Here is a 24054-nt window from a genome sequence, read left to right as displayed (position 1 = left end):
TGATACTTCGTCGGCAGCGTCAGATGTGGAGAAGAGACAGGCCCGTGTCCGTTTGCTCGACCTGACCCCGACTTTAAAGCCGATAGCTTGCGGTTCCAGATGGCGACGGCGGCGTTGAGGGCTTGCTGGATGTCCTGGCGGCCGGTGACGCCGGCTTCTACTGCTTTTACGAGGGCGCGGCGCAGTTCGTCGTAGTCTTCGATGCCGGCGACGTACATGGTGCGGGAGTGGGGCATCGAGACCGCGCCTGCGGCGACGGCCTTTTCGGCGGCGCCTGCGTTGGGCGGCAGCGCTGTGAAGAATGGGGCGTTGGCGGCGTGCGCGGAGGCGGGGAATACGCTGGCTTGCCTTGCGAATTCGAGCTGGTTTTCGTCGCTGGTCAGGAAGCGCGCAAATTTGCCGATGCCGGGGAGGTCCGCTGCCGGCACGCGCGCGGGTACGCCGAAGTGAATCAGCCATCCGCCATCGGCAATGCCGGTGGGGCCAAGCGGCGCGGGCGCGACTTCGGTAATCGCGTAGACATCCTTTGCGTCGGACTGGATGCGCTTCAAGGCCGTCGGCGGTGCAAGCAGCATCCCTAAACGGCCGCTCTTGTAGGCTTCCACTGCTGGCGGGAAGTTATCTTCCGCGAACAGGCCGTCTTTCAGCAGTCCGCCTGCGAGATAGGTCTCGGCCAGCTTGCGAATAAACTCCACATGGGCGGGGGAATTGAATACGGCGCGGCCGTCGGCCAGTACCGGCAAGCCTTGCTGCAGCATCAGGCCATCGACCTTGGAGAGGGCAGGGCAGAAGCCCGCCTTGCCTGTGCGCTGGGCGATCTGGCGTGCGAACGCCAGTTGTTCGTCGAAGTTGCGCGGTGCTTGCGCTATGCCTGCTGCGCGAAAGATGTCGCGGTTGTAGGCTATCACGGCGACATTGCTGTACATCGGGAAGCCGTAGGTCTTGCCGCCAAACGTTAGGTCGCGCAGGGAGCTTTGCAGATAGCGCCCGCGCTCTTCGCCGAACATGCCGTCGACGGGCGTCAGCAGGCCATCACGGGCGAACTCCTCGGCCCAAGGTACGTTGAGGTTGACCAGCGCCGGCGGCTTGCCTGCCACGATGCGTGTCACTAATTTGGTCTGGATAATGTCCCAGGGGAAGTCGACCCACTCGACCTGCACGCCGGGATTGGCGGCTTCGTAGCGCTTTATGACGCCTTCGAAATAGGGCGTGAAGCGCGGCTTCATGCTGAAGGTCCAGAATTCGATATGCTGCGCCGCGGGTGCGGGCAGGGCGGCGCTGGCGATGGCCATCAATGCAGCGAATAGAAAACTGTTCTTCATCGATGGCCGCGTGGGGGATCAGTGGGTCTTGGTGACTTTGTTCAGGTGACGTGGACGGTCCGGATCGAGCCCGCGCGCTGCGGACAGCTTGGCCGCCATCACATAGAAAGCCTGGATCGCCACGATCGGATCAAGATCAGGCGTTGCGGCTACCGGCAAGGTCAGGTCGCGCGATGGAATGTCTTCCGGTGCCGCGAGCAAGACGCGTGCGCCTCGGCCGCGCATCTCTTCGGCCAGCGCCACCAGGCCTGCCTGGGTCGGGCCGCGCGTTGCGAAGATCAGCAGCGGGTAGCCTTCTTCGATCAGGGCCATCGGGCCGTGTTTGATTTCCGCGCCGGAGAAGGCTTCCGCCTGCAGCGCCGAGGTTTCCTTGAATTTCAGCGAAGCTTCCAACGCAACCGGGAAGCCCATGCCGCGGCCGACCACCATGATATTGCGGGCCGGCGCCAGTACTTCAATCGCCGGCGACCAGTCAACTTCGCAAGCGGCGCGCAGTGCAGCAGGCAGCGCCGCCAGGCCTTCCAGCAGTTCCGGATCGTTCTGCCAGTGTGCAACCAGGCGCGCGCCGGCAACCAGGGAAGTGATGAAGCTCTTGGTGGCGGCTACGCTTTGCTCTTTGCCTGCGCGCAGCGGCATCGCCCATTCTGCGCTGTGCGCCAGCGGGGACTCGGCGTCATTCACCAGCGCCACGGTCGTTGCGCCGCCGTCGCGGAAGTAGCGGATCGGTTCCACCACGTCCGGGCTCTGGCCGGATTGGGATACGGATATCACCAGCGTATCGCGCGTAATCAGCGGCGACTTGTGCAGCGTCACCAGCGACATCGGTAGCGAAGCCACCACGCGGCCCAGGCGCGACATGATCAGGTAGGCGATGTAGTTGCAAGCGTGGTCCGAGCTGCCGCGTGCCACGGTCAGCGCGGAGTTGAACGGCGTGCTCCTCAGTTTTCGGCCCAGTTCCGCATAGCGGTCAGTGTCTTGCGCCAGCTGCTGTTCCACGCAGTCGGCGGCAGACAAGGCTTCTTTAAGCATCATTGAGGTCACAACGTTCTCCTTCGATATAAACGGCTTTCAGTTTCAAGTCCCGGTCCATCACGACCAGGTCGGCATACGCGCCGCGGGCCAGGTGGCCGCGGTCCTGCAAGCCGAGGTATTCAGCTGCATTGGTGGAAACTCGTTTGGAGGCGTCGGCCAGGTCGAGGCCAAGCCCGACCAGGTTGCGCAGGGCCTGGTCCAGCGTCAGCGTGGAACCGGCCAACGTGCCATCGGGCAGGCGTACGCCGCCCATGCATTTATGGACGATGTGGCGGCCCAGCATGTACTCGCCATCCGGCATGCCGGTGGCAGCGGTGGAATCGGTCACGCAATACAGGCGTGGGATGGCGCGCAGCGCGCCTTTCACTGCGCCCGGATGCACGTGCAGCAGGTCGGGAATCAGTTCGGCGAATTCGGCATGCGCCAGCGCCGCGCCGACCATGCCGGGCTCGCGGTGATGCAGGCCGCTCATCGCGTTGAACAGGTGGGTGAAGCCAGTGGCGCCGTGTTCGAGCGCCGCAACGCCTTCTTCATAGGAGCCGAGGGTATGGCCGATCTGCACGCGCACGCCGTGGTTGGCCAGGTCGCGCACCAGTTCCAGATGGCCGGAAATCTCCGGCGCAACGGTGATCACGCGCATCGGCGCCAGCTTCTCCAGGCGGTGTACTTCTTCAATGGTGGCGGCGCGCGCGTAGTTTGGCTGCGCACCCAGCTTGCCGCTGTTGATGTATGGACCTTCCAGGTGGGCGCCCAGCAGGCGGGCCTCGCCTTTACCGCGTTGGCGCACGGCCTTGCCGATGGCGGCCAGCGCTACGTCGATGTCTTCCGGCGGCGCCGTCATGGTGGTGGCCAGCATGGACGTCGTGCCGTGGCGCGCGTGGATCGCAGCAATGGTGTGCACCGCATCGCCGCCTTCCATTACATCCTTCCCCGCGCCGCCGTGCACGTGCAGGTCGATAAAGCCCGGCAGGATGTAATCATCGCCGTTCAACTTTGGATCGGTGCTGCTGCCTGCAACGTCCTCGATCCGCTCGCCGAAGGAAATGGTTCCGTTCAGCCAACCGGACGGGGTGAGGATATTGCCTTTGATTGCCTCGTTCATCGACGCGACTCCGCTACAAATTCATAATAGTCACTCCGGCAGAAGGAGTGTGTAAGTTCTACCGCCGCGCCGTTCTCCAGGTAGCTCACGCGCGTGATGTGCAGCATGGCGGTGCCGGGGGCGATATTGGCCAGGCGGGCTTGCTCGGCATTGGCGTTGATGGCGCGGATGTGCTGCAGCGCGCGCATCGGCACATTGCCGGTGGCTTCCAGGTAGCCGTACAGCGAGCCGCTCACGGTGCCCGGATCGGGCATGTACATGGCGGGGATGGTCGAGGTTTCGATCGCCATCACCACGTCATCTGCGGTACGCAGGCGCTTGAGGCGCGCCACCGGCATATTCGGCGACAGGCCAAGCGACAGCAGTTCCAGCGGCGCCGCTACGCCGATCTCACGTTGCAGCCAGCGGGAACCGGCGGTAAAGCCGCGCTGGCGCAGCTCTTCCGAAAAACTGGTGAGGCGCGACAGCGGCTGTTCCAGCTTCGGCGTGATGTAAGTGCCTGAGCCGCGGCGGCGTGTCAGCATGCCGCGCGCGCACAGCATGTCGATTGCCTTGCGCGCGGTGACCCGCGAAATATTGAGCATTTCCGACAGCACCCGCTCGGAAGGCAGCGCTTCATTGGCGCGCCAGTCACCGCTCGCAATACCGTCGGACAGCTTGTTCGCCAACTGCATGTACAGCGGAGTGTCGCTGTCGACGTCGGGACGGAAATCGCTCATTTGGGAAAGCACGGGCTACTCCTTCAAATGTTGTTGGATCAGGCGCAGGCCGCCGGCGGCGGAATCGCCCTTCGGTGGCACAATGCGCTGCTGCAGGGCAGGCGGCAGGTAGGCGCGCAGTGGTTCGCCAAGCCCGCCGCACAGGGCGATCGGCAGCGTGCCGCTTGGATCCAGGCCATGCGCGATAAGGGCCACTTGCTCGCCAGCTTGCTTCAGGATGCCGCGCGCCACGGCGTCGTTTTCAGCATGCTGCAGCACGATGCGCGCCAGTTGCGCAAAGGCGGTCTGGTTCGCATTTGCCAGCCATACCTGGATGCGGTCACGGCCGCCGCCGCAAGCTTCGGCCACTGCATCGGCGAAGCCATTGCCTTTGACACGGCCATCCATCACTTGCTGCACATGGTTGATGGCCTTCATGCCGATCCAGGCGCCGCCTGCTTCGTCGCCGGAAGGAAAGCCCCAGCCGCCCACTTCATGGCGCGAGCCGTCGATGTGCAGGATTTCGCCCACGCTGCCGGTGCCCAGCGCGATGATGGCGCCGGGCCGGCCTTCATGCGCGCCGAGCACCGTGGTGAAGGCGTCAGTTTCCAGAGCCACTGCGGCAAAGCCCGGATTGGCCGCTACGAAATTGGCGGCCCACTGTTTGTTATGCACGCCGGCCAGTCCAAGACCGATGGCGATAAGTTCGCGCGCCGGCTGGCTAATACCAGCTGCTTCGAACGCACGGCCTGTGGCCTCCTCGACGGCGGCCCAGGCATTCTTAATACCGTGCAGCAGGGCGGACGGGCCAGCCTGGCCTTCGCCCAGCGGCTGCCCGTCGGTACAGGCCAGGCGCACACGGGTGCCGCTGCCACCACCATCGACACCAATCAGGAATTCGATCATTTTTTCAAGGGATGAAAAGAACTGTGGCGACTATATGAGGAGCACACCAGCTTGTCAACAGGTATTTAACTGGTATTGTTTAGGTTCTCAACTAAACGCGCAAAGAATTGTGTAAGTGTTTGATTTTTATGGTGGAAATTGATCTTGAAAATGGTATGCACTTTGGTATGGACTGCGCTGACAAAGTGATAATAGTGGCGGTAGGGACGAAAAAAAGCCCGGCTGGGTAAGAGCCGGGCAGGAGGAACACAGCTAATCGCTGCCGGCGCCTTAGGCGTCAGCAGCGATGTCGTCAATCATTCGGTGTGGGCGCCGCGACGGTCGACTGTCACCACACGCTGTTTGTCGGAGACCAGTTGCTGGCCTTGTGCGGCCACTTTGCCTTGAACGTTGATGGTGGCATTGCCTGGGCCATGCACATTGACTTCGGCCTGCTTGGCCAACATGTCGCGTGCATCCAGGGCGCCGGAACCGCTCACGTTGGCGCTCAGCTCGCCGGTCCAGCCGCGCAGTTGCACGCCGCCAGGGCCGCTCATGCTCACTTTCACGTTCTTGCATTCTGGTTCGGCTTGCAGGTCGCCGGAACCGCGCACTTCGACGTCGAGCGAATCGCTAACCTTGCTCAGGTAGACGTTGCCAGGGCCGCGGCTGCGGGTGATCGCCTTTGCCACTTTCAGGCCTTTGGCGTCCAGGTCGCCGGAGCCGCTGACGTCCGCGCTCAAGGTGTCGGTGCTGCCGGACAGGTTCATGCCGCCAGGGCCGCTCAGGTTCACGCGGGTATTTTGGGTTTGCAGGCCGCGCGCTTCCAGGTCGCCGGAGCCGTGCACTTCTGCGTCGAACTTCTTGATGTTCCCGTTCAGGCAGGCGCTGCCAGGGCCGTTCAGCATGGCGCTGACATTTTCCACCTGCATGCTGCAGGCTTCCAGGTCGCCCGAACCGGAAATTTCGACGCGGATCTCTTTGCTGCTGCCGCGCAGTTCAACCGAGCCAGGGCCATTCAGCGAGGCGTTGACTTTGTTGGCGCGTACGTCGCCCGCTTCCAGGTCGCCCGGGCCGGACAGGACTGCATTCAGGTCGCCGGTAATGGCTGGTGCGCTCACATCGCCAGGACCGGTCATGACCAGGTTCACATTGGTAGCGCGCATGCGGTGCAGGTGCATCTCGCCGCTGCCGCTGGACTTGACGGTCAGCTCGGTCGCGCTGCCTGAAACACTCAGGTCGCCAGGGCCGGTCGAGACCAGTTTCAGCTCGGGGCTGTCCACGTGCTCCAGCTCCACGTCGCCGCTGCCGCCAGCGCTCAAGGCTTTCAAGCCGGTGGCGTTAATTTTCACAATCACCGGCTCGTGTTCACGGCTGAAACCGAAGACCCAGTGATTGCGGCGCAGTGGACGCACGATCAGCGTATCGCCTCGGATCACGGTTTCCAGTTGCGACACTTCGCGTTTCGGTCCGCTGACTTCCACGGCCGGTGCCCCCTGTGCATCGATCAGCACTTTATAAGGGCCGTCAATTTCAATGCGCGAGAAAGCGGTCACCGGGCGGTTTTCCCGGGTCGGCGTGTAGTCGGCCTTTTTTTCGCTTTCCGGAGGGCTGGCATGCAGGGCGGAGACGCCCAGTGCGATCAGGGAAAGGGCGGTGCCGTAGGTGATCAGCTTGTTCATTTTTAGTGTCACTGTTCAGGTTGGGTGATGTTGGAACGATAGGCGAATTGGCGCCGGCGCTGGCCCGGAAAAAGACAGACGCGCAAAAACGGGGGGCAAACTGCAGTTTTCCCGTGCTGAAATGCACGCAGCCTTGGGCAAAAAGTTGTGATTTCGCCTTGAAATGTCATAATGCTCGTCAGGAGAGACATATGATCAAGTACTTGGGAACCAAAAAGACCGACCAGGGTGGAACGGTATACGTGTTCCTGATCAATGGATTGCAGAAGGAGATCCGGGAGGGTTCCCTTAAGCAATACCCTGGCTGTTACGAAGCGTTGCCGCCAGCGGCCAAGGCCAAGATCAGCGCGAACCGTGCCTGGTTCCAGAAACTCTGAGTGATGCAGGGTTTGCACATCCTTGCGGCTGGCCTGCTGGCCGCCACTTCCCTGGCGCAGGCAGCGCCGCCTTCCCATTTCGGCGATGTTCTCGGCAACGGCCTGCTGTGCCGGGACCAGACCAGCAACCGTTACTATTTCGACTACCTGAGCCAGTATTTCGGCCGCCCATATAAGAAGGAGGGCGGGGCGTACTGGTTCCGCACCAATGACGCCATCTTATGGGGCTTCCCCGTGCTGGAGGTGATCATCAGCGACGAAAGCTATCCTTACAGCTTTGTCGGCGCCGTCACCGATACCACACCGGAGGAGCTGGAAAAGGCCATCCTTCGCCAGGACGGCCTGGCCTATGCGAAAATCGACACTTCGCGCTATCCGGTGCGGGAGGCCAAACCAGGCAGCCGCATTGTCTATTTCAACACGCGCTCCAAGATATACTGCGCCAAATTCAAGCCATTGCCGCCCGCGCTGCGCTAAGCGCCGACCATGTACACGCAATACTTCAACCTCAAACAGCAGCCGTTTTCGATTGCCCCCGACCCGCGATACCTGTTCATGAGCGAACGGCACCGCGAGGCGCTGGCGCACCTGCTGTATGGCGTCGGCAGCGGCGGCGGCTTCGTCCTGCTGACAGGTGAAATCGGCGCCGGCAAGACCACGGTGTGCCGCTGCTTCATGGAGCAGATCCCTCCTGATTGCCGCCTGGCCTATATCTTCAACCCCAAACTGACGGTCGAAGAGCTGCTGCAGACCGTGTGCGATGAATTCGGCGTCGCGCCGGAAGGGGCTAGCGTCAAGTCTTATGTCGATGCGGTGAACAGCTATCTGCTGGAGTCGCACGCGGCGGGTTTGAATAATGTGTTGGTGATCGACGAGGCGCAGAACCTGTCGGCCGACGTGCTGGAACAACTGCGTTTGCTGACCAACCTGGAGACCAGCGAGCGTAAGCTGCTGCAGATTATCCTGATCGGGCAGCCGGAGCTGCGCCAGATGCTGGCCCGGCCCGAACTCGAACAACTGGCGCAGCGTGTAATCGCGCGTTATCACCTGGGGCCTTTGTCCGAGGTGGAAGTTGGCAGTTATATCCAGCACCGCTTAGCCGTTGCCGGCGCTGGGGCGATGGAGCTGTTCCCGCGCGGCCTGGTGCGCCGCATCCATCAGTTAAGCAAGGGCGTGCCGCGACGTATCAATTTGCTGTGCGATCGCGCGCTGCTTGGCACGTATGTTGAGAACCGCGCGCAGGTGAATGCGCTTATCCTGCGACGGGCGGCGGAAGAGGTGTTTGCGGGCGAAGCTGCTCCGGCCCGTGCGCGTCCATGGCGTTTTGTCGCTGCCGGCTTGCTGGCTGGCGCTGCGCTTACTGCTGCAGCCGCGTGGCAGATGATGCCGGTGTCGCACGCGCCGACGTCCGGCGTCGCTTCCGCCACCGCTTCCGCCGCCACTAAGGCGTCGGTTGCCGCACCATCCGCAGGGGCGCACGCGTCCACGCCGTCGCCTTCGGCCGCCGTTCCTGCTGCCGCCGCCGTTGTAGCGGACGTCCCCGCGCCAACCCGCCTGACGATGGACGCCGCCTTGATCCAGTTGGCAGCAAAGTGGGAAATCCAATTAGCTGAAGGCGAGGGCTGCGCCGAAGCCGCCAAGCGCAACCTGCACTGCCTGCAAACCAAAGGCGGCCTGGAAGAAATTCTCAAGCTTGACCGCCCCGTGATCATTAAACTGCGCGACGGTGAATCGCTGCCGCGCAACGTCCTGCTGACTGCCATCAACGGCAAGAAGGCCACGCTGGTCGGCATCGGCGGCAAAGAGACCGTCTCGGTGGACGCCCTGGATGACCGCTTCGACGGCAGCTTCACCACGTTCTGGCGCGCCCCGCGCAGCTGGCGCGAAGAGGTTACCGCCGGCGAGAAGGGCCCGGACGTCGATTGGCTCGCCCGCCGCCTGGCACAAGTGAACGGGGTCAAGAAACCGCGAGATAACCAGCCACTGGCAGGCGAAACCTTGCGATACTTGCGTGAGTTCCAGATTGCCCAAGGCCTGAAGGCCGACGGCGTAGCCGGACCAAAAACCTTCATCCGCCTGATGCAGCCGGGCGCGGAAACCGAACCGCGCCTGTTGGCCGAGGCGGGGAAATAATATGTCCTATATTCTCGAAGCCCTGAAAAAAGCACAGGCCGAACGCCAGATCGGCAACACGCCCACCATCCATGCCCCCACACTGGCCAGCACGCCGGCCGGGCAGGGTGCTCGCAATAAACGCACGCCCGTCATCGTGGCGATGGCGTTGATGGCCGCCGCAATCGCCGGCCTGGCGATGATGCTCTTGCGTCAGCCGCAAGCCGCCAGCGAGTCGCCGGCCGCCGCCGGCCCCGCACCTGCCGTCCAGCCGCCGGTCGTAGTCCAGTCGTCGGCCGCCGCACCTGTCAGCGCCGTCGCTGCGCAGACCGCTTCCGCGCAAGCTGCTGTCGTTGCAAATACTGACGCCGTTTTGCCCGCATCAGCCAATCCTGCTTCGCCCGCCGTCAGAAAAGAGCGCGCGGTCGCACAGGTCTCAGCGCCGCTGCATGGCGCGCCAAAATCGCCGGCGATGGCTGCCGCTGCCCCGGTCACGACGCCAGCGGCGACCTCGCCGCCTGCTGCGACACCGGCGCCAGTCGCTGTTCCCGTTCCTGCGCCAGTCGAAGAACAAGTGCAATCCCTGCGCGACCTCCCTGAGCCAATCCAACGCGCCATCCCCCAGATCGCCCTTGGCGGCTATATGTATTCGAAAAACCCCGCCGACCGCCTGCTGCTGATCGACAAAGTCCTGCGCCGGGAAGGGGAGGAAGTCGCCCCCGGCCTGATCCTCGAAAAACTCCAGCCCAAGCAAGCGATCTTCGGCTTCCGCGGCTACCGCTACCGGGTCGCGCTATGACGAATCAACAAAACGTCCTCGGCGTCACCGGTCCATCGGGCAGCGGCAAGACCACCCTGATCGAATACCTGGTCAAGGAACTGGCGGCCCACGGATGGAAAGTCAACGTCATCAAGCACAGTCACCACGACTTCGAGCTTGAGCCGCCAAAGAAAGACAGCGCCCGCTTCCGCCATGCCGGCGCTGCGGAAGTGATGATCGTCTCGCCATACCGCTTCGCCATCATCCACGAACTGCGCGGCGCGAACGAACCAGGCGCCGACGAGCAACTGGCCCGCCTGCAGCCCGCCGACCTGACCCTGGTCGAAGGCTTCCACTCATGGCAAATCGATAAGCTTGAGGTCTACCGTGCGATCGAAGGCAAGCCGCCGCGCTACCTGGACGATCACACCATTGTCGCCGTCGCCTCCGACCAGCCCGCCCCGCATGGCCTTCCGCCTCGTCTGCAATGGTTGGACCTGAACCAGCCCGGCCAGGTCATGGAATGGCTGATTAAAAAAATTCCCCGCCAAGCCTAAAGTTCGGCAAATCTGAACCGTAAATCTGGTTAAGACAAAGTGGGAGGTTCAAATGGATGCAGTAAGCATTGCAAAATTAGCATCGACGATTGCCGACACCAGCAACCGTACCGAACTCGGTTACGCAGTGTTGAAAAAAGCGCAAGACGTGCAAGCATCCAGCGCCCAGGCCCTGATCGAAGCGATCCCGCCAGCGCCTGCCGCCAGCAACCTGCCATCGCACCTCGGCCAGAATATCAATACCTCCGCCTGAGCGCCCAAGCGCCCAGCAGCAAACAACCCGCAGCACCGTGCCGGTGCCAGCGGGTTTTTTTATAAAGGAAGACTGCATGAAGAATCGCCAAGCCCTGATCGCCGCCGCCCTGGCAACCGTTTGCGCCACCGCCTCCGCCGCTGACAAGCCTGCGGAACAGGAAAAATGCTACGGCATCGCCAAGGCCGGCCAGAACGACTGCGCCACCGGCACTCATGGCTGCTCGAACCAGGCCAAGACCGACAATATGGCCGGCGAATGGAAATTTGTCGCCAAAGGCACTTGCGAAAAAGCCGGCGGCAAGACTGCCGCGCCAGCCAAGACCAAGTAAGCAATGACCGCGCTCGCCGGTGCCGGTATCGGACTGCGGGCGCCGCACTACCGCCAATTCCTCGAACAGCGGCCAAAGGCAGCATGGCTCGAGGTCCACACCGAAAACTACCTTGACCAGGCCGGCGGCGATTTCCACGTGCTGCAGGAACTTCGGCGCGATTACGCCATCAGCCTGCACGGCGTAGGGCTTGGACTGGGTTCCGCGCGCGGCTTCAGCGAGCAGCACCTCGCGCGCGTCGTCAGCCTCGCACAACGCATTGAGCCATCGCTGGTTTCCGAGCACTTGTGCTGGGGCGCCGTCTTCGACCGCCACCTGAATGACCTGCTGCCGCTCGCGTTGAACCACGCCGCACTGGCCTTGCTGGAAGAACGGGTAGGGCGCATGCAGGATGTGCTAGGCCGCACCATCCTGCTCGAAAACGTCTCCAGCTTCGTACGTTTTGCCGACGACGCGATGAGCGAGGCCGAATTCCTCGCCGCCCTCGCAAGCCGTACTGGCTGTGGCCTGCTGCTGGACGTGAACAACCTCTACGTCAACCAGTGCAACCACGAAGAAGATGCCCTGGCCGCATTGGCGTCCATCGCACCCGGCACAGTCGGTGAAATCCACCTCGCCGGCCACCTGGTCACCCCGCAAGCCGTAGTCGACCACCACGGCGCCAAAGTCGACGATCCCGTCTGGCGCCTGTACGAAGCAGCGCTAGCCCGCTTCGGCGCCGTTCCCACGCTGATTGAATGGGACACCGACATCCCGCCATTGGAAGTATTGCTAGCCGAAGCCGCCAAAGCCGCCACCATCGCCGCCGCATTCCCACCCGCAAATGTCCACTTCGGTGCCAGGAACCGAGGTGGACATTTTTCGCCGGAAAGCACTGCTTTGGCCGCGCAGCAGCAAGCTTTTGCCGATGCCTTATTCTCGCCCGACGCCGAAAGGGCCTTGCGGCTCAAGCACCCCGAGCGCTTCGCCCTCTACCGCGGCAACCTGAGTTCGACCTGGCGGAAATCCCTGGCCGCCGCATATCCCGTCATCGAGCAACTGGTCGGGGAAGAATTCTTCACCGCGCTGGCCCGCGAGTACGGACGCTCCCACCCATCGGACTGCGGCGACTTGAACCGCTTCGGCGCCCACTTCGAGCAATTCCTGCGCAGCTTCAGGCATGTGCAGGACTTGCCCTACCTGCCCGACATGGCCCGCCTTGAATGGCAGCTGCACCGCATCCACTACGCCCCACACGAGCCTCCCCTGCAAGCGCAGGATATCAACCCGCAAACGCTGGAGCAAAGCGCCTTCCCCTGGCAAACCACCGCGCAACTGTTCGAATCGGAATGGGTAGTCGTACCGCTCTGGCTCGCGCACCAAGGCGCCGGCTTCCCGCAAGAAATGGCGCAGCCAAGCCGCGCACTGCTAAGCCGCCCACAATGGACGGCCCAGGTCACGCCGCTTCAGTCGCCTGAATACGCCGCGCTAAACGCTTTAAGAAGAGGAGAAACAGTCGGCGCCGCACTGGACGCCGCCTTCGCGCTGGATGAGAGCTTCGATGTCGCCGCCAGCCTCCAGCAATGGCTGCAGCAGCAAATCCTAGTGAAACGCCCGCATTAACTTCTCCTCGCCGGACAAGTCGCGGTACAGCAGGTTGGCGCGGTGCGTCGCCTCGATCATGCGCAGCAGCTGCGCATCCTCGCAACGCTCCAGCTCCTCAGTGGCCGCCAGCAGGGCCTGGGCCAGTTTCGCCCGAGCCGCCTGATACATCAGGCTCGTATAGTGGTCGGTATTTTTCAGCAGCTCTTCGGCATTCTCGATGACCTGTCGCAGGTCACCGATCAGTTGCTCCTGGCTCTGCTTGTGGTCGGGATCATCCATGGAGCTCACCCTCTGCGCGTGGTCAATCAGGCAGCACTGCCCTCGGCATGGACGTCGATCTGCACGTCGCCCAGGCGCACCTTCTGGCCCGCCCGGATCTTCGCCGTCTTGCGCAACTCCTGTTTGCCGTCGACTTTAACGTCACCGCTCGCAACGATCTGCTTGCCGGCGCCGCCGCTATCGCACAGGCCGACCACTTTCAGGAGCTGGTTCAGCTCGATGTACTCGCCTGTCAATTCGAAATCTACTGTCTGCATTTTAGTCCTCTTTCTGATGGGCTGGCGCGGCCGGTGTTGTATTTCCTGCGAGAATTAACCCTTGCCTCCTGGCTTAGTCATCTCCAGCGGAACAATCCACTCGTTGAACTGGCTTTCGTTCACAAAACCGAGTGAAAGGGCTGCCTCTTTTAGTGTAGTGCCCTCGTGCTGCGCCTTCTTCGCAATTTGTGCGGCGCGATCATAACCGATATGCGGAGCCAGCGCGGTAACCAGCATCAGCGAGCGTTCCATCAGCTCTTCGATGCGGGCGAGGTTAGGCTCTATGCCATGCGCGCAATGCTCGTCGAAGCTGCGCATGCCGTCGGCCAGCAGGCGCGCGCTTTGCAGGAAGTTGTGGGCGATCAGGGGCTTGAACACGTTCAGCTCAAAATTGCCGGAAGCGCCGCCGACCGTGATCGCCACGTCGTTGCCGAACACCTGGCAACACAGCATGGTCAGCGCTTCGCTTTGGGTCGGGTTCACCTTGCCCGGCATGATCGAGCTGCCAGGCTCGTTCTCGGGGATGCTGATTTCGCCCAGGCCGGAGCGCGGGCCGGATGCCATCCAGCGCACGTCATTGGCCAGCTTCATCAAGGCGGTGGCCAGGGTTTTCAAAGCGCCATGCGCGGATACCAGGGCGTCGTGCCCGGCCAGCGCGGCGAATTTGTTGTCGGCGGTGCGGAAGGGGAGCTTAAGCCGCGCTGCCAGTTCGGCTGCAATGCGGGTGGCGTATTCCGGATGCGAATTCAGGCCGGTGCCGACTGCAGTACCGCCGGCCGCCAGTTCCAGCACGGCGGGCAGGGTAGCGTCGATGGCCTTTTCCGCGTAATCCAGCTGCGCCACATAGCCCGAGAATTCCTGGCCCAGGGTCAGCGGGGTCGCGTCCTGCAGGTGGGTGCGGCCGATCTTGACGATGCCTTCAAACGCCTGCGCCTTGGCTTGCAGCGTGGCGCGCAGCTGGCGCAGGGCTGGTTTGACGTTGTTCGCGACCGCCAGCGCCGCCGCCACGTGCATCGCGGTGGGGAAGATGTCGTTCGAGGACTGGCCTTTGTTGACATCGTCATTAGGGTGCAGCTTGCGGCCCTCGCCGCGCTCGCCGCCCAGGATTTCGGAAGCGCGGTTGGCCAGCACTTCATTCATATTCATATTGGACTGCGTGCCGGAACCGGTCTGCCAAACCGCCAGCGGGAACTCGCCCGGGTGCTTGCCTTCGAGGACTTCATCGGCAGCCTGCATAATGGCGTTGGCCTTGGTGCTATCGAGCACGCCCAGGTCCACGTTGACCTTGGCTGCCGCGCGTTTTACGCTGGCGAGCGCGGCGATCAGCTCGGTCGGCATGCGTTCGCTCGAAATGCGGAAGTGTTCGAGCGAGCGTTGCGTCTGGGCGCCCCAAAGCTGGCTGGCCGGGACTTCGATCGGCCCAAAACTGTCGCGCTCGGTTCTGCTGTTCATCGCTTGCTCCATGAGTGAAAAGTGATGTCTGAATTGTAACTCCAATGTCGCAGCGCCCGCTGGGGCTACAAAATCGGAATTTTCTGCCGTTAATGAAAACATGTCTTCCACGCTAAGCAAACGATTGACCTTACGCACTTCCGCGCTAGCGCTGCTGGTGTTTGCCTTGGGCAGCCCATCGCAGGCGGCCGAGCTGGGGGAGGTGAAGGTCAATTCGCACGTCGGCCAGCAGCTGTCGGCGGATATCGAGCTGGTCGATCTGACTGCGGCCGACCTGGCGGAGATCCAGGCGCGCCTTGCGAGTCCGGATGTGTTCAAAGGCGCTGGCCTGGAAGTGCCGCCGGCGCTGGGCGGATTGAATATCGCGATCGCGCGGCGGGACAATAAGCGTTTCCTTCATCTGACAACGCTGCAGCCGGTGAATGCGGATGTCCTGCACATTTTCCTTGAACTGAGTAGTGCGGGGCGGCAGACGATTCGTGTCGCCTCGCTTTGGCTGACGCCGGAGCCGCCAACGCAACGTGCGGCGCGCATCGCTGCGGTCGCCGCTCCAGCCGCATCCGCCCCAGGCCAAGCTCCCGCCGTCGTGGCAGCCACAGCCACCGCGCCGAGCCCGCTGCCCGTCACGGCGAAGACTTCAACGCCACAAAGTGCTGAAGCGGCAATGAATGAGGCCGCACAACGCGCATTCGCATATCGCAGGCAGAAGGCCCTTGAGCAGGCCCAGTCTCGCGCTGCAGGGGAGGCCCCGCCGCCCGTCGCCGCGCCGACGGGGCAATCATCCGCAGCACCTGCCGCGCCAGTCGTTGCGCCTAAAACTTCGCTCGCCGTTTCGTCGCCCGCCCGCGCCGCCATGCATCAGGCGTCGGCACCGCCACAGTCGTGCGCGTCTGCAAAGCAAGTGGACGCCCAGCTCCAGCAATGCCAGGCCATGACCAGCAAGCTGGCCGATATCGAAGGCAAAGTTCACCGCCTTCAAACCACCATTGCCGCACCAGTTGCGGGCGCTGCCGCAGTCGCCGCGCCTGCCTCACCGTCATCCGCCGCGCCGAAGGTCGAGGCAGTCAGCAAGCCAGCGGGAAAGCCAGCCTCCGCGCCAAGCAAACCCGGCGCCACCCCGGTCAAGCCCGGCGTCGCCGCCGACCTGGCGGGCAATTCCCGCAAACGGCTGATAATGATCGTCGGCGGAGTACTGGCCGGCCTGGCAGCGCTTGGCGGAACGATCTTCTTCCTGCGCAAACGCCAAGCCAAGGGCCCGCTGAAGATCTGGCAATCCTTCCGCAAGAAGGGGGATGCTGAAGCACAGGAATCGGCGCAGGAGGAGGCCGAGCAGCTTGCTGCACAATAGCAACCACCGTTGCCTTTCAGTGCTAGACAAGAATTTTTCACCTGAGTTATACTGGGCTCACACGGACCGGGTTCTGTCGCAATCACCACCGATAGCGTGATGCGAACCACACAGAGCGACGTTGAAGAAACGACCCCTTCCGGAAGCTGTTCATAGCCGACTGAGGCGATATGAACGCCGGGTGCAACCGGCGCTGAGGCGACACCAGGAGATACCTGGTGCTCGCCCCTCCGAATTCCAAGGCGCCCCAAGCGGGCGCCTTTTTCATTCCCGCAAAAAATGTCCACCGTGGGGTCAGGAACGAAAGTGGACATTTTCCTGCGGAAATGTCCACTTTCGTTCCTGACCCCACGGTGGACAAAATAAAAAAAGCGCCCGGAGGCGCTTTGTTTGGGTTCGCTGGATCAGCCGTGCAGGTGATTCTGCCAGGGTTCGGTCACTTCGCGGATGGCGCGGTCGTTGGCCATGATTTGTTTCAGCAGTTCGATCTTGCGTTTGCGGGCATCGCCTTGCAGGGGAGCGGCGCCGCCCATCAGGGCTACCGAAGCCGCCGCGCACTGGTTTTCCATGCTGTCGAGCGAAGTCCAGTCGCAGGCTTGCGCGGCGCTGACCATCTGGGTGGTCAAACCGGCAATTTTTTCATACGTAGCGAGAACTTGGGTCGAGGTCATTTTGAGCCTTGGATTCTGTGCGCGGATTACCGCATGTCAGGATTAACGTCAGGCTCGGAAGTAACTTTAGGGTCTTTTTGAAAAATATTTGAAAAAATCCAAAAAAATTGCCGTTGCGCCCCCATCCCAAAGGGCAGCAACGGCACGAGTTAAGCAAAAAGTTGTTTAGCTTATCAGTTCTTCCAGGCCTGCGCTCAGTTCATCCAGCGATGGCATCTGATCGATTAGGGCGTTTTCCTCGAGGCCCAGGCTTTCGGCGACCTCGGTCGGGTAGCAGGCGGCGATCTCATCCGGAGTCAGTTTGTTTTCGTCAACTCGGGCACGCCAGGCGGCCAGGTGGATCACCGCAGCCAGTTCGTTGTCGCCTGGATGGGGAATGGTGGAAATGGTGTCGGAGAAGGTAGGCGGGAATTTCCAGCGGCGGGCCAGTTCGGCGCCGACGTCGGCATAGGTATAGCCCAACGAGGCCATTTCGGTGTCCAGGCGGCGCGCATCGAGCGGGCCGGCGACTTTATCGAGGGCCAGCGCCTGCTCAGGCATGCCGGCGTGGATCACCAGTTGGCCAATCGCATGCATCATGCCGATGGTGAAGGCGAGGTCGGTGTTCTGTTTGCAGGCCTTGGCGATGAACTTGGCGCCCACTGCGGTGCGCAGGCTGTAGCGCCAGAACTGGCGCAGGTCCAGGCCCGGCACGGTCTTGAAGCCGCTCACCAGGCCGGAGCTGATCACGAGCGTGCGCACGGTGACGAAGCCCAGCATCAGCACAGCGTCTTCGACGGTGCCGATCGAGCGGGAAACATGGTAATAGGCCGAGTTGGCCAGGCGCAGCAGTTTGGCGCTCAGCACCGGGTCAGCCGACAGTTTCTTGGCGATTTCTTCGGTGGAGACACTGGCCTTGTCGAAGCTGCTGATCAATTCGTCTACAACCTTCGGCGCAGTCGGCAGCGCGGTTGGATTCTGGAACAGGGCTTCGAGCTTCATATAGTTCTCCTTTTTGTTGGGCGTTGCTGAAGGTGAACTATATAGCCATTCCTGAGGGGTGTGCAGCAAGTTTTTCAGTCCTGTTGGCATCGCTGCACAGCATTCCCAGCTTTTTGCAGCTTGTCCCCGAAATTTGCAGTCTGTCGCATTTGCCCCATGTCACAGCCGTGTTGCCGTTACAGTGCAGCCTGGCTTATTCCGCCATTTAAAACGACTAGATAGGGATACAAACATGCAAGCAACTATTCGCGTCACGCCGCTCAAGCTGGCCCTTACCCTGGCCTTCTGTGGAGCTGCCTTCGGCCTGGCTCCTGCGATTGCCCAACAGGCAGCCCCGGCTCCAGCCGCGCAAGTCCAGGCTGAAGTGCCAGCCGCCGGCGACGATTTCTTTGGCCACGTGAACGCCGAATGGCTGGCCAAAACCCAGATCCCGGCCGACAAAGGCAGCTGGGGCGCCGGCTCCGCCCTGGGCGACGCGACAAATGAACGCATCGTCAAGCTGATCGAAGAAACCGCGGCCAAGGCCCCAAGCGGCGATGTCCGTCGCGTGACCGACTACTACCACGCCTTCATGGACGAAGCGGGCATCGAAGCTCGCGGCCTGAAGTCGCTCAAGCCGGAACTGGAAAAAATCGACGGCATCAAGGACAAGGCAGGCCTGGTGCGCGCCCTGGCCGGTTCCGTGCGTGCCGACGTCGACCCGCTGAATTCCACCAATTTCTACACCGAGAACCTGTTCGGCATCTGGATCGCTCAAGGCCTGAAAGACCCTAACCACTACGTCCCATACATCCTGCAGGGCGGCCTGGGCTTGCCTGACCGGGCCTACTACCTCGACGACAACCAGCGCATGCAGCAGCTGCGCACCGCCTACCAGGCCCACATCGCCGCCATGCTGAAGCTGGCCGGCTACAGCGAACCGGAAGCCCGCGCCGCGCGCGTCTTCGAACTGGAACGCAAGCTGGCGCAAGCCCATGGCTCCCGCGAAGATTCCGCCGACATCCAGAAAGCCAATAACAACTGGACCCTGCGCGATTTCGCCGCCAAGGCGCCTGGCATGGACTGGCGCGCCTTCTTCCGCGCAGCAGGCCTGGGCAAGCAGGATAAATTCATCGTCTACCACCCAAGCGCCATCATCGGCAGCGCGGCCCTGGTGAACGAGATGCCGCTGCAGGCATGGAAAGACTTCATGGCCTTCCACACCGTCAACCACTTCGGCGGCACGCTGCCTAAGGCCTTCGTCGACCAGCGCTTCGAATTCTATGGCCGCACCATGAACGGCACCCCGCAACTGTCGCCACGCTGGAAGCGCGGCCTGGCTTCGGTCAACGGCGCAGTGCCGGATGCGGCAGGCAAGATGTACGTCGACCGCTACTTCCCAGCCGAATCCAAGGTTCGCCTGCAAGCGATGGTGACCAAGATCGTTGACGCCTTCCATAAGCGCGTCGAGGCGCTGGACTGGATGGCGCCTGCTACCAAGAAGGAAGCCCAGGAAAAACTGCGCACCCTGTACGTTGGTGTGGGTTACCCGGACAAATGGACGACCTACGATGGCCTGGAAATCAAGCCTGACGATGCGATGGGCAACGCCCTGCGCGCCGAGCAGTTCCACTACAAGCAGCAGCTGGCGAAGCTGGGCAAGAAGGTCGATCCAACTGAATGGTGCATGCCGCCGCACGTCGTGAACGCGGTGAACATGCCGATGCAGAATGCGCTGAACTTCCCGGCCGCCATCCTGCAGCCGCCATTCTTTGACGCCAAGGCCAGCGATGCGCTGAACTACGGCGCCATCGGCGCAGTGATCGGCCACGAAATCAGCCACAGCTTCGACGACCAGGGCGCCCAGTTCGACTCCAAGGGTCGCCTGCGCGACTGGTGGACCAAGGAAGACGGCGAGCATTTCCAGAAAGCCGCGGCGGCACTGGTGACCCAGTACAACGCGTACGAAGCCTTCCCTGACCTGAAGCTGAACGGCACCCTGACCCTGAGCGAAAACCTGGCCGACCTGGCCGGTCTGGCTGCTGCGCTGGATGCTTATCACGTTTCGATCGGCGGCAAGTTCACCCCAGCGCAAGACCGCGAGTTCTTCAACGGTTACGCCGCAAGCTGGGCCAACAAGTCGCGCGACGCGTCGCTGCGCAACCAGGTCATGACCGACGGCCACTCGCCGGCCAAGTGGCGCACCTACACCGTTCGTAACCTGGACGCCTGGTACCAGGCCTACGACGTGAAGCCGGGCCAGAAGCTGTACCTGGCGCCGGAACAGCGGGTGCGCGTCTGGTAAAGTAGGGGGATGGACGACATCGAGCAGATCACCCGGCGTACGCTGGAACATTACGAACGCAACGCGCAAGCCTTCCTCGAGGGCACGCGCGACCACGACGTAAGCCAGAATATTGCGGCACTGCTCGATGCGATTGAAGGAACGGCTCCGTTCCGTATCCTCGATTTGGGTTGCGGCCCTGGCCGCGACCTGCGTACGTTCAAGTCCCTTGGGCATGAGCCGGTCGGTCTCGACGGCTCGGCCCATTTCGTTGAGATGGCGCAAAGCTGGAGTGGCTGCACCGTGTGGCAGCAAGACTTCGTCGCGCTTGACCTGCCGCCCGAATCATTCGACGGCATTTTCGCCAACGCCTCCCTGTTCCACGTTCCCAGCGCGGTGCTGCCCGATGTGCTGTCGCGCCTGCACGCGGCGCTGAAGCCGCGCGGCGTTCTGTTCAGCTCCAACCCGCGCGGCAATAACGAAGAAGGCTGGAACGGCCCGCGCTACGGTTGCTATTACGATTTCGAAACATGGTCGGCCGTGGCGACTGCCGCTGGCTTCGAACCGGTAACCCACTATTACCGACCAGCAGGCTTGCCGCGCGAACAGCAGCCATGGCTGGCTTCAGTCTGGCGTAAAGCTTAGTTCTGTTAGCTCGCGAACAGTGGCCGCCGGTGCCTGTTCGTATGATTTGCTCGTCGTACTTTTTTACGAGGAGCGCATCATGAACAAGGACCAAGTGAAGGGCAAGGCCAAGGAAATCGGCGGCAAAATCCAGGAAGAAGCCGGTGAACTGGTTGGCAGCTCGAAGCAGCAGGTGAAGGGTGTTGCCAAACAGGTGGAAGGCAAGCTGCAGAAACAGCGCGGCGACCTGCGTGAGGCCGTGGACGACGCCACCGATGAACTGATCGACCGCGGCAACCGCCAGTAAGATCATTCGGCCGAACGCACAATCTGCGCTCGGCCTATTTCAGAAAAAGCACCGAGCTTATTGCGGCCAATAAACTATTCCTCGCCAGCAGGTACACCTAGCGGGAACATGTGCCGATAAGGCTTGGCCTCGGCCCAGGCTCGGGCGAATGATGGGCGGGCGCGCAGGCGGCCCAGGTAGGCCAACACATGTTCATGCCTGGCAGGAATCGGGTGCGACCAGTGCGCATACAGCAGGAAGGGCGCGGCGGCGCAGTCGGCCATGCTGAATTCTTCTCCCGCCGCCCATGTGCGATGCGCCATCACCTTGTCCAGCCAGGCGTAAGCCGTATCGAGCTTGCGCCGCGCCTCCGCCACGCCATACGCATCGCGTTCGGCCGCCGGCCGCAGGACGTCGGCCACCAGTTTCTGTTGAGGCGTGGCGATGTGGTTGTCAAAGAAGCGGTCCATCATCCGTACCTCCAGCGCCACCTTGGGATCCGCCGGCAGCAGCCGCACCGGTCCCGGATAGTAGAGAGCCAGGTGCTCGACCACAATGCTGGCCTCCACCACCACACGATCTCCATCGAGCAGGATCGGGAATTTCTGTATTGGCCACAAGTCGGCAAACTGCGCGCAATTCTCGGGATGCTCCGGCGACAGCATGCGGTACTCGACCGGCGTGCCGTTCTCGTACAGCGCAACCAGCGCCTTCATGGAATACGAAGAAAGTGGATGGTAGAAAAGTTGCAGGGACATAGCGCCTCCGTCAGTTTTGTTGATCGTACCAGTACGACGTTTGATGTACTTAAAAATCGACAAAGAAAAAGCCCGCCGGCTTGCGCGGGCGGGCTGGGTGGCGCGGGGAGGGCGCTTAGTTCGATTCCGGATGCAGGTTCTTGCGGAAGAACGCGTCGATGTAAGTCTGCACGTGGCGCTTGGCCAGGCGGTTCGACACGCCGTGCTTGGCGCCCGGATAGGTCATCAGCTCGAACTGCACGCCGCGGTTCACCAGTGCGTCGATCATCTTGGTGGTGTTGGTGAACAGGACGTTATCATCCGCCATGCCGTGGATCAGCAGCAGCTTCGACTTCAGGCCGTCGACGTGGTAGAACACGTTCGACTGCTTGTAGCCATCCACGTTGTCCGATGGACGGTCCATGAATTGCTCGGTGTAGTGGGTGTCGTACAAGCCCCAGTCGGTCACCGGCGCGCCGGACACGCCGGCGGCGATCTTGTCCGAACCTTGCGACAGCAGGCGCAGGGTCATAAAGCCGCCGTAGCTCCAGCCGTACACGCCGACACGTTTGGCGTCCACGAAGGACTGCTTGCCCAGCCAGTCGATACCGGTCAGCTGGTCTTCCACTTCCACCTTGCCCAGATTGCGGTAGATGGCGTCGGTGAATACGCGCTCGCGGCGCGAGGAGCCGCGGTTATCCAGGCGGAAGACCACATAGCCTTGCTGCGCCATGTACTGGTCGAACTGGCCGCCATCCCAACGGCGCGTCACGTGCTGCGAGTGTGGGCCGCCGTAGGTGGACAGGTAGACCGGGTACTTCTTGTTGGCGTCAAACTTGTACGGCTTGATCATCGAGTAGTACAGGGTCTGGCCATCCTTCGCCTTCATGTTGCCGAATTCGACCGGCAGCAGGTCTGGCTTGTACTTGAAGTATGGGTGGGATTCATTGACCTTGTTTTCATCCAGCCAGCTCACCAGCGAGCCGTCCGGACGGCGGATCGCCACTTGCGGCGGATTGGCCGGATCGGACCAGGTATCCACGAACACTTCGCCATGCTTGGAGAAGGAAGCTTCGTGCCAACCGTCAGCCTGGGTGATGCGTTTTGGCTTGTCGGCAGTGGAGCCGTCCAGTTTCAGTTCATAGACTTGCTTGTCGTAGACCGCATCCTTGTTGGAGGAAACGTAGACCTTGCCGGCCTTTTCGTCCACTGCCAGCACGTCGTCAAAGCCCCACTCGCCCTTGGAGATGGCGTGTTTCAGCTTGCCGTCCATGCCGTACATGTACAGGTGGTTGCGGCCAGTGTGCTCGGAGGCCCAGATGAAGCCCTTGCCGCTTTCCAGGAAGCGCAGGTCGTCGCTGATGGTGGTCCAGGTCTTGGAGGTCTCGGTCAGGACCGGACGCTGGGCCAGGCTGGCTGCATCGACTGCCACCAGTTCCAGGGTCTTTTGGTCGCGCGACTGGCGCTGGAAGAACAGCGACTTGGAATCCTTGCTCCAGTCGGCACGCACCAGGTAGATGTCTTTGTTGGCGCCCAAGTCCACGTCGCGGATATCGCCGCCGCCTGGCGACACGATCTTCAGGCCGACGATGGCGTTCTTGTCGCCGGCGGCAGGGTAGCGCTGCTCCACCACGTCGGTGCGGTCAGCGTAGATTTCGAAGCGGCGCGCCACAGGCACTTGCGCTTCGTCGTACCAGCGGAAGGCGATGGCGGAATCGTCCGGCGCCCAGTAGTAGCCGGTGAACTGGTGCATTTCTTCCTGTGCCACGAATTCGGCTTCGCCGTTATGCACGGTGCCCTTGCCGTCGGTGGTCAGCTGGCGCTCCTTGCCGGTGGCCAGGTCGATCACGAACAGGTTCTGGTTGCGCACGAAGGAAACGTATTTGCCCTTTGGCGAAATCTTCGGATCGATCACGCTGCCCGAGGCGACCAGGCGTGCGCTGTCAGGCTTGGACAGGTCGACCAGGTACAGGTTGCCCGCGATCGGCACCAGAAGCTGCTTGCCATCCGGCGACCAGCTGTAGGAAATGATGCCTTTCAGTGCGGCGGTACGGGCGCGCTCGCGCAGCGCTTTTTCAGCGTCGGACAGGTTTTCAACCGGGACCAGGACTTTGGAGTCGACCAGGCGGCGCGTGGTCTTGTCCTTCATATTGTATTCCCACAGGTCCATCTGGTACTGGTCGTCCGGGCGGGCGCGCAGGAAGGTGACGCGGGCGCCATCCGGCGAAACTTTGAGGGCGCGCACGCCGGGGCCGGACAGGGCCGGGTCGGCGTACAGGCGTTCCAGGGTGAGGCGTTCTGCAGACGCGGTACCGGCAGCCAGCAGGGCAGCTACCAGGGTGAGAATCAAGCGCATGTATGTCCCGTATGATTTATTAATGAACTGCAAGACAATACCAGAACACGCTCCCCTTGATATTCGGAATCGATTGCCATTCGCCGATTTTCCTTCGGCAAGAAT

The 24054-nt window shown here is 62.1% G+C and carries 25 protein-coding genes; 12 read left to right on the top strand and 13 right to left on the bottom strand.

Annotated features, from left to right (window positions below):
* The 6 genes from AC1RTP_RS21965 to AC1RTP_RS21940 form a co-directional block, all read right to left on the bottom strand.
* On the bottom strand, nt 1-1322 hold a 1322-nt coding region (locus AC1RTP_RS21965; RefSeq protein WP_498610440.1), incomplete at its 3' end, for an ABC transporter substrate-binding protein.
* Nucleotides 1323-1340: 18 nt separating this feature from the next.
* Nucleotides 1341-2354, bottom strand: a complete 1014-nt coding sequence (locus tag AC1RTP_RS21960; RefSeq protein ID WP_498610438.1) for an SIS domain-containing protein — start codon at nt 2352-2354, stop codon at nt 1341-1343.
* Nucleotides 2344-3456 carry an N-acetylglucosamine-6-phosphate deacetylase gene (nagA, locus tag AC1RTP_RS21955; RefSeq protein ID WP_498610436.1) on the bottom strand — a complete coding sequence of 371 codons (1113 nt, stop codon included), beginning with the start codon at nt 3454-3456 and terminating at the stop codon, nt 2344-2346. Before nagA ends, AC1RTP_RS21960 begins: the two co-directional genes overlap by 11 nt.
* Nucleotides 3453-4130 carry a GntR family transcriptional regulator gene (locus AC1RTP_RS21950; RefSeq protein WP_498610451.1) on the bottom strand — a complete coding sequence of 226 codons (678 nt, stop codon included), beginning with the start codon at nt 4128-4130 and terminating at the stop codon, nt 3453-3455. The genes nagA and AC1RTP_RS21950 overlap by 4 nt, the downstream gene beginning before the upstream one ends.
* A gap of 60 nt (nt 4131-4190) precedes the next feature.
* A complete protein-coding gene (locus tag AC1RTP_RS21945; RefSeq protein WP_498610434.1) occupies nt 4191-5060 on the bottom strand; it encodes a glucosamine kinase nucleotide-binding domain-containing protein in 870 nt (289 codons plus the stop codon).
* Nucleotides 5061-5356: 296 nt separating this feature from the next.
* Nucleotides 5357-6721, bottom strand: coding sequence for a GIN domain-containing protein (locus AC1RTP_RS21940; RefSeq protein WP_498610432.1), 1365 nt, complete (start codon nt 6719-6721; stop codon nt 5357-5359).
* Nucleotides 6722-6912: 191 nt separating this feature from the next.
* Here AC1RTP_RS21940 and AC1RTP_RS21935 point away from each other — a divergent pair, with 191 nt between their 5' ends.
* From AC1RTP_RS21935 to bufB, 8 genes are all read left to right on the top strand, one after another.
* Complete coding sequence (locus AC1RTP_RS21935; RefSeq protein WP_498610431.1) at nt 6913-7098, top strand: hypothetical protein; 186 nt, start codon at nt 6913-6915, stop codon at nt 7096-7098.
* 3 nt (nt 7099-7101) lie between these two features.
* Nucleotides 7102-7575, top strand: coding sequence for a hypothetical protein (locus AC1RTP_RS21930; protein WP_498610429.1), 474 nt, complete (start codon nt 7102-7104; stop codon nt 7573-7575).
* A gap of 9 nt (nt 7576-7584) precedes the next feature.
* Complete coding sequence (locus AC1RTP_RS21925; protein ID WP_498610427.1) at nt 7585-9231, top strand: AAA family ATPase; 1647 nt, start codon at nt 7585-7587, stop codon at nt 9229-9231.
* A 1-nt stretch (nt 9232) separates the two neighbouring features.
* Nucleotides 9233-10009, top strand: coding sequence for a general secretion pathway protein GspB (locus AC1RTP_RS21920; protein ID WP_498610426.1), 777 nt, complete (start codon nt 9233-9235; stop codon nt 10007-10009).
* A complete protein-coding gene (gene mobB / locus AC1RTP_RS21915; RefSeq protein ID WP_498610425.1) occupies nt 10006-10527 on the top strand; it encodes a molybdopterin-guanine dinucleotide biosynthesis protein B in 522 nt (173 codons plus the stop codon). The genes AC1RTP_RS21920 and mobB overlap by 4 nt, the downstream gene beginning before the upstream one ends.
* Before the next feature lie 52 nt (nt 10528-10579).
* Nucleotides 10580-10780, top strand: coding sequence for a YjfB family protein (locus tag AC1RTP_RS21910; protein ID WP_498610424.1), 201 nt, complete (start codon nt 10580-10582; stop codon nt 10778-10780).
* A 76-nt stretch (nt 10781-10856) separates the two neighbouring features.
* Nucleotides 10857-11111 carry a BufA1 family periplasmic bufferin-type metallophore gene (locus AC1RTP_RS21905; protein WP_498610422.1) on the top strand — a complete coding sequence of 85 codons (255 nt, stop codon included), beginning with the start codon at nt 10857-10859 and terminating at the stop codon, nt 11109-11111.
* 3 nt (nt 11112-11114) lie between these two features.
* Nucleotides 11115-12713: an MNIO family bufferin maturase gene (bufB, locus tag AC1RTP_RS21900; protein WP_498610420.1), complete on the top strand. Its 1599-nt coding sequence runs from the start codon at nt 11115-11117 to the stop codon at nt 12711-12713.
* Here bufB and AC1RTP_RS21895 read toward each other — a convergent pair.
* The 3 genes from AC1RTP_RS21895 to fumC are packed head-to-tail and all read right to left on the bottom strand — an operon-like array spanning nt 12693 to nt 14683.
* Complete coding sequence (locus AC1RTP_RS21895) at nt 12693-12974, bottom strand: DUF883 family protein (RefSeq protein WP_498610418.1); 282 nt, start codon at nt 12972-12974, stop codon at nt 12693-12695. The genes bufB and AC1RTP_RS21895 overlap by 21 nt on opposite strands.
* A 26-nt stretch (nt 12975-13000) precedes the next feature.
* On the bottom strand, nt 13001-13231 hold the full coding sequence (locus AC1RTP_RS21890; RefSeq protein WP_498610416.1) for an RNA-binding S4 domain-containing protein: 231 nt from the start codon (nt 13229-13231) through the stop codon (nt 13001-13003).
* Nucleotides 13232-13285: 54 nt separating this feature from the next.
* A complete protein-coding gene (gene fumC / locus AC1RTP_RS21885) occupies nt 13286-14683 on the bottom strand; it encodes a class II fumarate hydratase (RefSeq protein ID WP_498610415.1) in 1398 nt (465 codons plus the stop codon).
* 100 nt (nt 14684-14783) lie between these two features.
* Between fumC and AC1RTP_RS21880 the strand changes: the two genes are divergently transcribed.
* On the top strand, nt 14784-16031 hold the full coding sequence (locus AC1RTP_RS21880; protein ID WP_498610413.1) for a FimV/HubP-related protein: 1248 nt from the start codon (nt 14784-14786) through the stop codon (nt 16029-16031).
* A 404-nt stretch (nt 16032-16435) separates the two neighbouring features.
* On the opposite strand, the gene AC1RTP_RS21875 is transcribed toward AC1RTP_RS21880, so the two are convergent.
* A complete protein-coding gene (locus AC1RTP_RS21875; protein WP_498610412.1) occupies nt 16436-16702 on the bottom strand; it encodes a flagellar protein FliT in 267 nt (88 codons plus the stop codon).
* A 165-nt stretch (nt 16703-16867) separates the two neighbouring features.
* Nucleotides 16868-17683 (bottom strand): HDOD domain-containing protein, encoded by an 816-nt coding sequence (locus tag AC1RTP_RS21870; protein WP_498610410.1) that lies wholly within the window; start codon nt 17681-17683, stop codon nt 16868-16870.
* Between the two features lie 232 nt (nt 17684-17915).
* On the opposite strand from AC1RTP_RS21870, the gene AC1RTP_RS21865 reads away from it, so the two are divergent.
* The 3 genes from AC1RTP_RS21865 to AC1RTP_RS21855 all read left to right on the top strand — a co-directional run bounded on the left by AC1RTP_RS21865 (nt 17916) and on the right by AC1RTP_RS21855 (nt 20877).
* Nucleotides 17916-19967: a M13 family metallopeptidase gene (locus AC1RTP_RS21865; RefSeq protein WP_498610409.1), complete on the top strand. Its 2052-nt coding sequence runs from the start codon at nt 17916-17918 to the stop codon at nt 19965-19967.
* A gap of 9 nt (nt 19968-19976) precedes the next feature.
* Nucleotides 19977-20591: a class I SAM-dependent methyltransferase gene (locus tag AC1RTP_RS21860; RefSeq protein ID WP_498610408.1), complete on the top strand. Its 615-nt coding sequence runs from the start codon at nt 19977-19979 to the stop codon at nt 20589-20591.
* 79 nt (nt 20592-20670) lie between these two features.
* Nucleotides 20671-20877 carry a CsbD family protein gene (locus AC1RTP_RS21855; RefSeq protein ID WP_498610406.1) on the top strand — a complete coding sequence of 69 codons (207 nt, stop codon included), beginning with the start codon at nt 20671-20673 and terminating at the stop codon, nt 20875-20877.
* 74 nt (nt 20878-20951) lie between these two features.
* Here the strand turns inward: AC1RTP_RS21855 and AC1RTP_RS21850 are convergent, their stop codons facing one another.
* Nucleotides 20952-21614, bottom strand: a complete 663-nt coding sequence (locus tag AC1RTP_RS21850) for a glutathione S-transferase family protein (RefSeq protein ID WP_498610404.1) — start codon at nt 21612-21614, stop codon at nt 20952-20954.
* Nucleotides 21615-21729: 115 nt separating this feature from the next.
* Nucleotides 21730-23949 (bottom strand): S9 family peptidase, encoded by a 2220-nt coding sequence (locus AC1RTP_RS21845; RefSeq protein WP_498610402.1) that lies wholly within the window; start codon nt 23947-23949, stop codon nt 21730-21732.
* Nucleotides 23950-24054 lie beyond the last annotated feature (105 nt).

The sequence above is a fragment of the Pseudoduganella sp. GW821-FHT11H04 genome, assembly GCF_058807935.1.
This window is presented reverse-complemented; position numbering and strand designations above follow the sequence as displayed.